A 12269-nucleotide genomic window follows, 5' to 3' on the forward strand; every position below is an offset into this window, starting at 1 on the left:
TTCACAACGGTTCAGTAGTAAAGTGGTGGCTATGGAGATGCCCCGCCCGATCCCTGAACCTCTCGTCGAGCTGATCGCGCAGCGCTTCCGGGTCATCGGCGACCCGGTGCGCATCCGCCTGCTCGACCACCTCCGCGACACCCCGTCGACGGTCGGCGAGCTCAAGGACGCGCTGGGCGCGAGTCAGCAGAACGTGTCCAAGCACCTCGGCGTGTTGCACCAAGCCGGGATCGTCTCGCGGACCAAGGAGGGCACCGCGGTGCGCTACGCGATCCAGGACGAGTCGGTGTTCGCGATCTGCGAGCTCGTGTGCGGCGGCCTGCGTCAGCAGCTCAACGAGCTCGACGCGCTCCTCGGTGGCCAGACCGAGGCGACGTCGTGAGCGCCCCGACCATCGTTCCCGCCGCGCCGGCGACCCGTTCTTCGCGGTGGCCGCTGGAGCGGGCACTGTTTCTGATGGCCGGCACCGTGACGATCGTCTCCGTCCTCCTGGCCGTCTCGATCTCGCAGTGGTTTCTCCTGCTGACCGTCTTCGTCGGTCTGAATCAGTGGGTCTTCGTCGCCGTCGGGGCCTGCCCGGCGTCGCTGGTGATGAGTCGTGTCCTGGGCCTTCAGCCCGCATGTGATCGGAGGATTCGATGAGCACCGTTGGTCCGATCGGCCGTCTGGGCCGCTACACCGCCACCCACTTCAAGCAGGTCGCGATCGGCTGGGGCATCCTCGTCCTGGTCCTCGCCGTCTTCGCCCCCCGCGTCGAGTCCGCCCTCTCCGGTGCAGGCTGGGAGGCCTCCGGGTCGGAGTCCGTCCAGGCCCGCCAGCTGATCGACAAGAACGTCGGCGGGCTCTCCAGCTCCGCGTTGCAGGTCGTGGTCCACTCGGAGACGCAGACCGCCACCGACCCGGCCTTCCAGGCTGCGATCGCCAAGACCGAGGCGACGCTGAAGGACACCGAGTTCGTCGGCCGCGTCGTTCCTCCGCAGCCCGGGATGTCGATCTCGAAGGACGGGCACACCGCGATCGTGCAGGGTGCCGCCGCGGGCACGTCCAACGACATGGTCCGCGCCGCCGACGACGCCAAGAAGGGCCTCGAGAAGGCCGGCGCCGACGGGGTCGAGGTGCACCTCACCGGCGCGTCGGGCCTGTGGTCGGACTTCAACCACGCCAACCTCACCGCGATGCTCAAGAGCGAGGTGATCTCCTGGCCGGTGACGATGGCGATCCTCGTCGTCGCGTTCGGGTCGCTGGTCGCCGCCGGGCTGCCGCTGATGCTGACCATCACCGGCCTGGTCGCCGCCGCCGGGTCGCTGTTCCTCGGCGCGCAGGTGCTCGACATCTCGGTCTGGGCGTTCAACTTCGCGATGATGTTCGCCCTCGCGCTGGGCATCGACTACGCCCTCTTCATGGTCATGCGCTTCCGCAGTGCGAGAGCCGAGCACGGCGACCCCGTGCGGGCAGTGACCGAGACGATGGACACCGCCGGCAAGGCCGTCCTGTTCTCCGGCATCACCGTCCTGATCTCGCTGACCGCGGTCATGCTGGTCCCGAGCCCGGCGTTCCGGTCGATGGCGCTGGGGATCATGCTCGCCGTCATCTTCGTGCTCGCTGCGACCCTGACGCTGCTGCCGGCCGTGCTGGGCCGCCTGGACGGCAAGGTCGACAAGGGTGCGCTGCCGTGGCTGCGCTCCGGGGAGGCCCGCTCCCCGCGCTTCGAGGCCTGGGCGACCACCATATGGAAGCACCCCAAGAAGCTCGGCGGTCTCGCGCTGATCCTGCTTCTCGTGGTCATGATCCCCGTGCTCGGCATCAAGACCGGCATGCCGTCGATCAAGGTCGTGCCGTCCGAGGACGGCTCCGCGCAGGGCTACGCCCTGGTGAAGCAGGCCTTCGGTCCCGGTGCGCCCGGACAGCTGCAGCTCGTCACGACGTCGGGCGAGGCGGCCGCGGTGGCGAAGGCTGCCGGCTCCGACCGCGGGATCTCGCGGGTGATGGCGACGATGAACGGCACCGGCGGCGTGGCCGTGGTGCCGGTGCTCCCGAACGTCGACGCGTCGGACCCCGCGCTGGGGACGACGATCGACCGGCTGCGGGCCGAGCTGCCCGCCGGCACGAAGGTCGGCGGTCAGCCGGCCGAGAACCACGACCTCGAGGCCGCGCTCTCGTCGCGGACGCCGGTCGTCGTCGGCGTGGTCCTCGGCCTCGGGTTCCTGCTGCTGCTGCTCGCGCTGCAGGCGCCGATCATCGCCGCCGTCGGCGTCGTCACGAACCTGCTGGCCGTCGGTGCGGCGTTCGGGGTCGGCCGGCTGGTCTTCCAGGACGGCGTCGGCGCGAGCGTGCTGGGCTTCGACTCCCAGGGCTTCCTCGACGCCTGGGCGCCGGTCTTCTTCTTCGCGATGATCTTCGCGATCTCGATGGACTACACCGTCTTCCTGCTCTCGGCCGCCAAGGAGCGCTGGGACCTCACCCACAACCCGCGCGAGGCGATGATCGGCGGCCTCGCCGGGTCCGGTCGGGTGATCTTCGCGGCCGCGGCGGTGATGGTCGCGATCTTCTTCACCTTCTCGCTCTCGGGCCCGATCCCGCCGAAGGAGATGGGCGTGATCCTCGGCGTCGCCGTCCTGCTGGACGCGTTCCTGATCCGCCTGCTGCTCCTGCCCGCCGCGCTGCGGCTGCTCGGGAAGTGGGCGTGGTGGACGCCGAGGTCGCTGGCGAAGGTGCTGCCCGACATCCGCTTCGGGCACGCCTGAGCACCACGCCCGCTCCGGTCCCGCGCTCCGACAGCAGTCGGAGCGCGGCCCCGGGAACCGTCCGCACGACCGACAAGGGAGCACCCCGCATGTTCGGCAGGAAGAAGCACCAGATCATCGACCTCACCCCGAAGGAGGCCGAGCACGCCGCCAAGACCGGTGAGCTCGTCCTCGTCGACGTCCGCGAGGCCGACGAGCGCCGGCAGCTCGCTCCCAAGGTGAAGTCCATGCACATCCCCGTTGGTGGGATCGCCGACAGGACCGGCGAGCTGCCCACTGACCGGCCCGTCGCGTTCGTCTGCAAGGCCGGCGGCCGCAGCATGAAGGCCGCCAAGACCGCCGCCACCGCTGGTCTCGACGTCCGCAACGTGGTCGGCGGGATGACCGCCTGGGACGCTCAGGGCCTGCCCACGAAGAAGGGCTCCGCATGATCTTCCGCCAGATCACCCACGACGACCTCGGCTGCGCCAGCTACCTGATCGGTGACGAGAAGGCCGGCATCGCCGCCGTCGTCGACCCGCGGTTCGAGATCGACGAGTACCTCGACCTCGCGCGCTACATGGGCGTCTCGATCGACCACGTCTTCGAGACCCACAACCACGCCGACCACGTCTCCGGCCACGGCCGCCTCGCCGTCGCCACCGGCGCCACCATCCACGTCCACCGCCTCGCCGAACCCGACTACGCCCACCAGCCGTTCGACGACGGCGACGAGTTCCAGCTCGGCGGCCTCACCGTCCGGGCCATCCACACCCCCGGGCACCGCCCTGAGCACACCGCCTTCGCGCTGATCGACACCAAGCGCAGCGACCAGCCCTGGGCCGTCCTCACCGGCGACACCCTCTTCGTCAACGACGTCGCCCGACCGGACCTCGCGATCGAGAAGGCAGAGGGCGCCCGCGGCATCTTCCACTCGCTCAAGGACAAGCTGCTCGTGCTGTCGCCCGAGGTCGAGGTCTGGCCCGGGCACCTCGGCGGGTCGATGTGCGGCGGCCCCGGCATGGACATGAAGGTCTCCTCGACCATCGGCTACGAGCGCCGCGCCAACCCCACGCTCCAGATCGAGGACGAGCAGCAGTTCGTCGACGAGGCCTTGGCGAAGCTCGGGCCGCAGCCGCCGAACTTCCAGGCCATCGTGGAGCTCAATCGCGGACCGCTCGTCACCGAGGGCGTCCAGCTGCTGCCCCTGACGCCCCGCCAGGTCGAGCTCAAGCGCTCCGAGGGGGCACTGGTCGTCGATGTCCGCACCGATCTGCAGTTCGACGAGGCGCACATCCCCGGAGCGATCTGCGCGCCGATGCACCGCGCCGGGTTCGGGTCCAAGCTGGCCTGGCTGGCGGACCGCGAGCAGGAGATCGTTCTGATCGGCCGCGACGACCAGGACGGCCACGAGGCCGGCAAGCTCGCGCTCGCCGTCGGGATCCGCAAGCTCGGCGGGTACCTCCACGGCGGCATGACCTCCTGGCGTCAGGAGAAGCGACCCACCAACACCATCCCGCGCGTGGCCGTGGAGGACCTCGAGGACCACCGCACCGCGTTCCCGGACCTGCAGATCCTCGACGTCCGCGACCAGAGTGAGTACGACGCCGGACATATCCCCGGCTCGACGCTCACGATCTGGCACGACATCACCTCCTGGCCCACGGACCTCGACCCCGAGCTCCCCGTCGCCGTGATCTGCGGTTCCGGGCAGCGTGCCGCGACCGCCGCCAGCCTCGTCGTCCGCCACGGCGGCCGCGGCGTCGTCCACGTCGTCGATGGGGGCGTCCCGAAGTGGGGACGACTCGGCCACGAGCTCGAGACGTCCCCGTCGGCGCGGACCGCGACCTGAGCGCTCCGGTGCCCTCGGCGCCACCCGCCGGCGCGGGCCCGACACGATGACGCTGCTGGCGATCCCGTTCGGGATCCTCATCGGACTGATCGTCGGCACCGTCGGCGGCGGCGGCGCGATCCTCGCGCTTCCCGTCCTCGTCTACGTCCTGGGCGAGGACGTCAACCCGGCATCGACCGTATCGCTGATCGTCGTCGCGCTCGCCGCATCCGTCGGCGCCGGCGCACGGGTGCGCGGCGGCCACGTCTGCGCCCGCCTGGCGATCCTGTTCTCGATCCCGGCCGCCGCCGGCTCCCTGGCCGGCACCGTCCTGGGGCAGGAGGTCAGCCCGCGACTGCTGATCCTGACGTTCGTGCCCGTCATGGCACTCGCTGCGGCCCTGACCTGGCGCCGTGCCTGCACCGACCAGACCGGCGACGAAGAGGCCTGCCCCGACGTCCCGATCGGCAAGATCGTGCTCGCCGGAGCGCTCGTCGGGATCCTCACCGGCTTCTTCGGCGTCGGCGGCGGCTTCGTCATCGTCCCCGTCCTGACGCTCTGGTTCGGCATGAGCTTCCGCCGCGCCGTCGGCACCTCGCTGGTGATCATCACCCTCACCGGCCTCGCCGCCCTGGCCAGCCACCTCGCCACTGGCACCACCATCGACCTGCCCGTCACCGCCGCGCTCGCCGGCGCCACGATGCTCGGCGCCCTCATTGGCAGCCGTGTCAGCGACCGGCTCCCGCAGCGTCTACTCGGCCAGGGGTTCGCGCTGACTGTCGGGGCTGTCGCGATCTTCCTCCTCGTCGACACCCTCGCCCTCGGCGGACCGCCCGGCAGCTGAACCCGACGTACCCGGATGTGACATCAACAGTCGCCGCCGCTTGATGCATGGGTGACTGACACGCACGCCTGCACGAGGGCGGTCGCGTTGCTCATGGGGCGCTCCGGGCGGGGGTCTGCAGGAGCGAGATCAGCGGCGTGTCGGGGTCCGCCAACAGCGCGCGGTCGGGCGAGAGCTCTTGGGTGATGGCGCGCTTGCTGAACATGAACTCCTTCGGTCGGTTCACGCAGTCCGCGGCGATCAGCCGGCCGTCGGCGAGGTAGAAGCAGGCGAAGCTGCGGCCGTCAGCGGGGTTTCCCCGCAGCACGACCTCGTCATGGCCGGTGCTCAGGCCGGCGATCTGCAGCTTCAGGTCGTACTGGTCGGACCAGAACCACGGCAGGGCCGAGATCGGCTTCTGCTTGCCGCAGATCGCGCCGGCGATCGCCTTGGCGTGCTCCAGCGCGTTGGCGACGCACTCCAGGCGAATTCGCGTCCCGTACCGAGCGTCGTAGTGGTTGGCGCAGTCGCCGGCGGCGAAGATGCGCGGATCGTCCGTCCGGCCGTGCTCGTCGACGACGATGCCGTTCTCGACCGCCAGGCCGGCGTCGCGGGCGAGCTCGACGTTGGGCAGGACGCCGACCCCGACGACGACGAGGTCCGCGGGGATCTTGGTGCCGTCGGTGAGGCGGACCGCCCGGACGTGCCCGTCGCCCTCAAATCCTGCGACGCCGACGCCGGTGCGCAGGTCGACGCCCTCCTCGCGGTGCACGCGGTCGTAAAACGCCGAGACCTCGGGGGCGGTGACCCGCTGCAGGACGCGGTCGGCAACCTCGAGGACCGCGACCTCGATCCCCAGCTTCCGCAGCGACGCGGCGGCCTCCAGACCGATGTAGCCCGCGCCGACGATGACGGCCCGGCGGGCGGTCCGGAGGGTGCCCCGGATCGCCTCGATGTCGGCGGCGTCCCGCAGGGCGTGAATGCCCGGGAGGTCCGCGCCGGGGACGTCCAGCGGGCGCGGGCGCGCTCCGGTGCAGAGGACGAGCCGGTCGTAGGACAGCGCGTCGCCGTCGTCGAGGGCGACGGTGCCGGCCTCGCGGTCGATCCCGGTGACACGGGCGTGACGGAAGGTCACGTCCTCCTTCTCGTAGAACTCCGGCCCGCGGATCAGGAGGTCAGAAAGCGTCGTCGTGCCGTGCAGGAACGTCTTCGACAGCGGCGGCCGCTGATAGGGCAGCGACGGCTCGTCGCCGACCAGCACGATCTCCCCGTCCCAGCCGCCCTGGCGCAGGCTCACGCAGAGCTGCGCGCTCGCGTGGCCGGCGCCGACCACGATCACCCGGTCGCGTTTCATCCCGTCGTCCCTCTCCGCGTCGCCGTTGCGGCTCAGGCGCCCGAGGTCGCCTCGACGCGGACAGGTGTCTGCTCGCGGACCGGCTTCGGTGTGAGCTGCACCTGCATGTCGCTGTAGCCCTTGACGAAGTTCGACTGCACGTAGCTGGGCTCGCCGATCACCTCGATGCGGTCAAACCGCTCAAGCAGCTCCTCCCACAGGATCCGCAGCTGCATCTCCGCGAGCCGGTTGCCCATGCACCGGTGCACGCCGAACCCGAACGACATGTGGTTGCGCGCGTTCTTGCGGTCGATGATGAAGTCGTCGGCGTTCTCGAACTTCCGCTCGTCGCGGTTGCCCGATACGTACCACATGAGCACCACGTCACCCTTGCGGATGAACTGCCCGCCGAAGTGGACGTCCCTCTTGGCGACGCGGCGCATGTAGGCCAGCGGCGTCTGCCAGCGGATGATCTCCGAGACCATGTTCGGGATCAGCTTCGGGTCGGCCTTGAGCTTCTCGAACTCGTCGGGGAACCGGTTGAGCGCCAGGACGCCGCCGGTCATCGAGTTGCGGGTGGTGTCGTTGCCGCCGACGATCAGCAGCGTAAGGTTGCCGAGGAACTCAAACGGCTTCTTGATCAGGTCCCTGGTGTCCTCCGACGTCTGCATCAGGGTGATGAGGTCAAAGCCGTCCGGCTCGCCGGCGGCGCGACGGGCGGCCTTGTCGTGCCACAACGCCGTGAAGTTGCGCGCCAGGTCCACGGCGGCGGGGAAGAGCTCGTCCTGGTGCGTCGTACCGCCCGTGGCGTCCGCGGACCCGCTGATCGTGTCGGACCAGTAGGTGAGCTTGTGCCGCTCCTCGAACGGGAAGTCCAGCAGCGTGGCCAGCATGCGGCCGGTGATCTCCTTCGACACGCGCTCGACCCAGTCAAACGGCCGGTCGGTCGGCAGGTTGTCGAGCACGTCCTGCACGCGCTCGCGGATCAGCGACTCCATCTCCTTGAGGTTCTTCGGCGCCACGACGCCCTGCACGGCCCGGCGCTGCACGTCGTGCTTGGGCGGGTCCATCGCGATGAACATCTCGGCGTTGAACGGCGGAGGCCCCAGGACGATGTAGGGCTCGGCCGAGAACACCTCCGCGTTGGAGTCGACGGCCTGGATGTCGGCGTAGCGCGTGACCGACCAGAACGGCCCGAACGGGCTCTTGGGCTGGTAGTGGACGGGGGCCTCCTCACGCAGCCGCGCGAAGTAGGGGTACCACTGGCCCTGACGGTTCATGAACGGGTTGCTGACGTCGATCTCCTCCAGCGGCACGTCCGCCGGATCGGGGATCGGTCGTTCCTCAAACCGCAGCGCCTTCATCATCCCGGCCAGGCGCTTGGCCTTCAGCGTAAGGGCCACGCTTTGGATCACGCGGTCGACCGGCACGGTCGCCTGCACCGTGTCGGTCACGCGGACCTTGGTCCGCTGAAAGAGGGTGCTGTTGGTCGTCATGGTCTCTCGCTTGGTGGTCGTCTGCTCGAACACGGGGTGGGCTACATCTGAAACTCGGGGAGGTGCACCGTCAGCCCGTCGAGCGCGGGGCTGGCCCGCAGCTGGCACGCCAGACGCGAGTTCGGGCCGCACTCCGGCGACATCTCCACCATCTGGCTCTCGAGGTCGGTGCGCGTTCCGGTCGTGGTGATCCAGGCGTCGTCGACGATCACGTGGCAGGTGCCGCACGACGCCTCGCCGCCGCAGTCGCCATCGATCCCCGGAACGCCGTGGTTGGTCGCCAGCTCCATCAGCGACGAGCCGTCCTCCAGCTCGACCTGGTGCGGCGTGCCGTCGTGCTCGACGAACGTGATGGTCCCCATGACTGCCCTCACTCAATTGGTTTGACGAAGCCTGCTCAGCGTCCGGGGCGCTCGCTGGGCGACCCACTGACAGGAATGCGCCGACCGTACCATTTTTCTGCACCGTGCGGTACGTTCTGGGAGTGGATGCAGAATACGACCGATGAGCACCCCGACGCATCTGACTCGCAAGGGCGCCCGGCGTGCCGAGGAGATCCTCGAGGCCACCGTGCGCTGCCTCGCCCGCGACGGGTACGCCGCCACCTCGCTGCAGCGCGTCGCCGAGGAGGCCGGGGTTCCCAAGCGCGCGATCCCGTACTACTTCGCCTCGCGCGAGGGCCTGTTGACGAACGCGGCCGAGCACCTCATCGCCCGCCTCGTCGACCAGATCCTGCAGGCCGTCGCCGCGCTGAAGGACGCCGACAGCATCATCGACGTCGGCTTCGAAGCGTTCTGGGCCGGCCTGACCCGCGACCGGGCGTTCCTGGTCGCATGGCTGGGGCTGCAGACCGAAGCGATCACCAACCCGTCCCTCGCACCAGCAGCCGCAACGGCGACCGACCAGCTGCGCCGGATGATCGACGGCCTGATCGCCGGGCACCGCGCCCGCGGCGGCCATCTCGCGTACCCGGCGCAGACGATCCAGATCACCATCCTCGCATGGGTGCAGGGCCTCGCCCTGGATTGGGCCATCAACGGCAGCACGCCCGCCCTTGAGGACTCCATCGCCGTCTTTCGGACCTGGCTGAAGACCGCAGCACACCCAGACATGGTGCGGTCCGACACCTGAGGCACCGCCGCGCACCAAACCGAAGAGCACCCCGGCGGAGACCCTTCGATCGTGCTCCTCATGGCCGGTGCCGGCCTGTGCCGCGGAGAGGTCGCAGACCTCCACCACGGCCAGTTCGAATACCGACGCCGCTCCAGTTCCCCCGCTCTAGGCGGGCCGTCCGCGGTTCCACCACGATGGCACTCCCGATCCGCGACAGGGCGGAGTCGAGCGGACCGGACCGCCCACCGCCGCCACCGTCGACGCGATCGCCGCTCGAACAATGAGCCGGTTTGATTCCCGGGCAAGGGGCGTTATACGAGGCGCTGAGAGTGCGTTCTGGACGCCGACCGCCAGCGGTGGGTTCGCCGCGGCCGTTCCGAGGCCTGCGGGGTTGACGTTTCGAGTCTTATCGAGCGCAGTTCTGGGGTCGCGATCGGGGCGCGAGTGGCGTGCGGCGCGCCCTGCCGTCGTACCTCAGTGCACCTCGGTGACCGTGGCGACCGGTACCGGTCGCCGCACATGGGTCACGGGGCCCGCGGTGCGTTCGCGGAACGCGGTGCGGCGGGCGGCGCGGACGCCGTTGGCGATGACGAGCAGCTCGGCGATCTCGTGCGCCGCGACGACGGTCGCCAGGCCCAGGATCCCGAGCGCGGCGAGCGGCACGAGGGTCAGCAGGATGGCGGCGGAGAGCGCGAGGTTCTGACGCATGATCCGGTCCGCCCGGCGCGCGTGACCGATCGCGTCGGGGAGCGCGCGGAGGTCGGAGCCCATGAGGGCGACGTCGGCGGTCTCGATCGCCACGTCGGAACCGACGGCGCCCATCGCGATCCCGACGCGCGCGGAAGCGAGGGCCGGGGCGTCGTTGATGCCGTCGCCGACCATCGCGACCGGCTGGGTGGCGCTGAGGTTCTGGACGGCCGTGAGCTTGTCCTCAGGCAGGAGCTCGGCGCGGACGTCGTCTATGCCGGCCTGCGCCGCGAGGGCGCGGGCGGTGGCGGTGTTGTCGCCGGTCAGCATCACGACCTGCCGGACGCCGACGGTGCGCAGCAGCGCTACGGCCTCAGCGGCTTCGGGGCGCAGCTCGTCGCGGACCGCCACGGCACCGATAGCGGAGCCGTCCTGTTCGACCAGGACGACGGTGGCGCCCTGTTCCTGCAGGCGCGTGACGTCGTCGGCGAGCGGGCCGGCGTCGATGAACCCGGGTCGCCCGAGCCGGACCGGGATGCCGTCGATGGTGCCGGTGAGGCCGCTACCGGCGACGTTCTGCACATCGTCAGCAGCCGGGGTCTGGTCGGTGGCGGCGAGGATCGCTGCAGCGAGCGGGTGGTCGCTGCGGCCCTCCAACGCGGCCGCGACCGCGAGCACCTCGTCGGCGGTCGCGTCGCCGGTGGAGAGGGTGTCGATGACGGTCGGCTGGTTGCGGGTCAGGGTGCCGGTCTTGTCCAGTGCGACGGTCCGGACGGACGCGAGCGCCTCGAGTGCGGCGCCGCCCTTGATGAGGACGCCGGCGCGGGTCGCGGCACCAATGGCGGAGACGACGGTGATCGGGACAGCAATCGCGAACGCACACGGCGACGCGGCGACGAGCACCACCAGCGCCCGGTTGATCCATTCGCTGGTGTCGCCGGTCGCGAGCGAGCCGATGACGGCGACCAGCAGCGCGACGACGAGGACGCCGGGGACGAGCGGCCGTGCGACGCGGTCAGCGAGGCGCTGGCCCGCGCCCTTGCGGTCCTGGGCCTCCTCGACGATTCGCACGACGCGGGCGAGCGAGTTCTCGCCGGCTCGCGCGGTGACCTCGACCTCGAGGGCGCCGCTGCCGTTGATCGCTGCGGCGAAGACGTCGTCGCCGGGTCCGCGCTCGACGGGGACGGACTCGCCGGTGATCGCGGACTGGTCCAGGGCGGAGCGGCCGGTGCGGATCGTGCCGTCGGTCGCGACGCGCTCACCGGCCTTGACGACCAAGAGGTCGCCGATCAGGAGCTCTACGGGGTCGACGTCGAGCTCCCGGCCGTTGCGCCGGACGGTCGCGCGGTCGGGGACGAGGTCCATCAGCGCCCGGAGGCCCTGGCGGGTGCGGGTCAGCGCGTAGCTCTCGAGCGCTTCGGAGATGGCGAAGAGGAACGCGAGGGTGGCGGCCTCGGCGAGCTCGCCGAGGAGGATCGCGCCGATCGCGGCGATCATCATCAGCGTCCCGACCGACAGGCGGCCGCGCAGCAGCGCGCGGGCGGAGGCGGGAATGAACGTTAGGCCACCGGCAACGAACGCCAGCGCCTCGAGCACCGTCCCGACGGTGCCGCCACCGCCGGCGATCCCGGCGACCAGGAGGACGCCGGAGACGGCGGCGAGCTGGATCTCGCGCACCTTGTAGAGCTTCGGGATCGGGGCACCGTCGACGGGCACCTCGATCTCGCAGCCGCACGCGTCGGTGATCATCCGCGTCCTCGGGGCAGGCGCGGCCGAGGTGCTGCAGCCGCACGCGTCGGTCTCCGGCGGCGCGCTGCCGGCCATCGTCAGGAGCGGGCCGGTGGTGGTCGGGCGGTCCTTCTCGGGCCCTCCGCTGCAGCAGGCGTCGCTCATGCGGGCACCTCCCCCGGGACCAGCGCGGCGAGCAGACGGTCGCCGGTGTCGGTCAGTCCGTACATGACCATCCGCCCGTCGCGACGCGAACCGACCACTCCGGCGGTGCGCATCTTCCTCAAGTGGTGCGAGACCGCCTTCTCGGGCCGCTGCACGATCCACGAGAGGTCGCAGACGCAGAGCTCCCCTCCCCCGCGCAGCGCCATAGCCAGCGCGACGCGGGTGGGGTCGCCGAAGGCGGCGGCGTGGACGGCGACCTGCTCGGCCGCGGGGCCCTCAAGGCCGGCTTGACGCAACGCCTCCGCCTTGGGCAGATCGAGACAGAGGAGATCGCATGTGTCGTCGGCCATGCGCACACTCTAACGATCGT

General features: G+C 70.5%; 12 protein-coding genes. 7 read left to right on the plus strand and 5 right to left on the minus strand.

What is annotated here, in order from left to right:
• Positions 1 to 31 precede the first annotated feature (31 nt).
• From AB0L40_RS00800 to AB0L40_RS00825, 6 genes are all read left to right on the plus strand, one after another.
• The gene (locus tag AB0L40_RS00800; RefSeq protein WP_364347718.1) at positions 32 to 382 is read left to right on the plus strand and encodes a metalloregulator ArsR/SmtB family transcription factor; all 351 of its coding nucleotides are present in this window, start codon (positions 32 to 34) and stop codon (positions 380 to 382) included.
• Entirely contained in the window at positions 379 to 642 is a 264-nt protein-coding gene (locus AB0L40_RS00805; RefSeq protein ID WP_084270084.1) for a hypothetical protein, read from the plus strand. The genes AB0L40_RS00800 and AB0L40_RS00805 overlap by 4 nt, the downstream gene beginning before the upstream one ends.
• The gene (locus tag AB0L40_RS00810; protein WP_026912046.1) at positions 639 to 2744 is read left to right on the plus strand and encodes an MMPL family transporter; all 2106 of its coding nucleotides are present in this window, start codon (positions 639 to 641) and stop codon (positions 2742 to 2744) included. Before AB0L40_RS00805 ends, AB0L40_RS00810 begins: the two co-directional genes overlap by 4 nt.
• An 89-nt stretch (positions 2745 to 2833) precedes the next feature.
• Positions 2834 to 3175, plus strand: coding sequence for a rhodanese-like domain-containing protein (locus AB0L40_RS00815; RefSeq protein ID WP_036726137.1), 342 nt, complete (start codon positions 2834 to 2836; stop codon positions 3173 to 3175).
• Positions 3172 to 4575 (plus strand): MBL fold metallo-hydrolase, encoded by a 1404-nt coding sequence (locus AB0L40_RS00820; RefSeq protein ID WP_364347723.1) that lies wholly within the window; start codon positions 3172 to 3174, stop codon positions 4573 to 4575. Before AB0L40_RS00815 ends, AB0L40_RS00820 begins: the two co-directional genes overlap by 4 nt.
• A gap of 46 nt (positions 4576 to 4621) precedes the next feature.
• Complete coding sequence (locus tag AB0L40_RS00825; RefSeq protein ID WP_364347726.1) at positions 4622 to 5398, plus strand: sulfite exporter TauE/SafE family protein; 777 nt, start codon at positions 4622 to 4624, stop codon at positions 5396 to 5398.
• 91 nt (positions 5399 to 5489) lie between these two features.
• On the opposite strand, the gene AB0L40_RS00830 is transcribed toward AB0L40_RS00825, so the two are convergent.
• The 3 genes from AB0L40_RS00830 to AB0L40_RS00840 are packed head-to-tail and all read right to left on the minus strand — an operon-like array spanning position 5490 to position 8568.
• Positions 5490 to 6731, minus strand: coding sequence for an FAD/NAD(P)-binding oxidoreductase (locus tag AB0L40_RS00830; RefSeq protein ID WP_026912049.1), 1242 nt, complete (start codon positions 6729 to 6731; stop codon positions 5490 to 5492).
• Positions 6732 to 6763: 32 nt separating this feature from the next.
• Positions 6764 to 8206 (minus strand): cytochrome P450, encoded by a 1443-nt coding sequence (locus tag AB0L40_RS00835; RefSeq protein WP_364347729.1) that lies wholly within the window; start codon positions 8204 to 8206, stop codon positions 6764 to 6766.
• Between the two features lie 41 nt (positions 8207 to 8247).
• Positions 8248 to 8568, minus strand: coding sequence for a 2Fe-2S iron-sulfur cluster-binding protein (locus AB0L40_RS00840; RefSeq protein ID WP_007578589.1), 321 nt, complete (start codon positions 8566 to 8568; stop codon positions 8248 to 8250).
• A gap of 142 nt (positions 8569 to 8710) precedes the next feature.
• Between AB0L40_RS00840 and AB0L40_RS00845 the strand changes: the two genes are divergently transcribed.
• A complete protein-coding gene (locus AB0L40_RS00845) occupies positions 8711 to 9337 on the plus strand; it encodes a TetR/AcrR family transcriptional regulator (protein ID WP_026912051.1) in 627 nt (208 codons plus the stop codon).
• 456 nt (positions 9338 to 9793) lie between these two features.
• On the opposite strand, the gene AB0L40_RS00850 is transcribed toward AB0L40_RS00845, so the two are convergent.
• Positions 9794 to 11755, minus strand: a complete 1962-nt coding sequence (locus AB0L40_RS00850) for a cation-translocating P-type ATPase (protein ID WP_364347910.1) — start codon at positions 11753 to 11755, stop codon at positions 9794 to 9796.
• 140 nt (positions 11756 to 11895) lie between these two features.
• Positions 11896 to 12249 (minus strand): metalloregulator ArsR/SmtB family transcription factor, encoded by a 354-nt coding sequence (locus AB0L40_RS00855; RefSeq protein ID WP_364347734.1) that lies wholly within the window; start codon positions 12247 to 12249, stop codon positions 11896 to 11898.
• Between the last annotated feature and the right edge of the window lie 20 nt (positions 12250 to 12269).

Origin of the sequence: Patulibacter sp. NPDC049589 (genome assembly GCF_040675535.1) — a bacterium.
In the GTDB taxonomy this organism is placed as follows: Bacteria; Actinomycetota; Thermoleophilia; order Solirubrobacterales; family Solirubrobacteraceae; genus Patulibacter.

Coding starts and splice junctions, on each gene's coding strand:
- AB0L40_RS00800 (WP_364347718.1), top strand. CDS start 32: ATGGAGATGCCCCGCCCGATCCCTGAACCTCTCGTCGAGCTGATCGCG.
- AB0L40_RS00810 (WP_026912046.1), top strand. CDS start 639: ATGAGCACCGTTGGTCCGATCGGCCGTCTGGGCCGCTACACCGCCACC.
- AB0L40_RS00815 (WP_036726137.1), top strand. CDS start 2,834: ATGTTCGGCAGGAAGAAGCACCAGATCATCGACCTCACCCCGAAGGAG.
- AB0L40_RS00820 (WP_364347723.1), top strand. CDS start 3,172: ATGATCTTCCGCCAGATCACCCACGACGACCTCGGCTGCGCCAGCTAC.
- AB0L40_RS00825 (WP_364347726.1), top strand. CDS start 4,622: ATGACGCTGCTGGCGATCCCGTTCGGGATCCTCATCGGACTGATCGTC.
- AB0L40_RS00830 (WP_026912049.1), bottom strand. CDS start 6,731: ATGAAACGCGACCGGGTGATCGTGGTCGGCGCCGGCCACGCGAGCGCG.
- AB0L40_RS00835 (WP_364347729.1), bottom strand. CDS start 8,206: ATGACGACCAACAGCACCCTCTTTCAGCGGACCAAGGTCCGCGTGACC.
- AB0L40_RS00840 (WP_007578589.1), bottom strand. CDS start 8,568: ATGGGGACCATCACGTTCGTCGAGCACGACGGCACGCCGCACCAGGTC.
- AB0L40_RS00845 (WP_026912051.1), top strand. CDS start 8,711: ATGAGCACCCCGACGCATCTGACTCGCAAGGGCGCCCGGCGTGCCGAG.
- AB0L40_RS00850 (WP_364347910.1), bottom strand. CDS start 11,755: ATGATCACCGACGCGTGCGGCTGCGAGATCGAGGTGCCCGTCGACGGT.
- AB0L40_RS00855 (WP_364347734.1), bottom strand. CDS start 12,249: ATGGCCGACGACACATGCGATCTCCTCTGTCTCGATCTGCCCAAGGCG.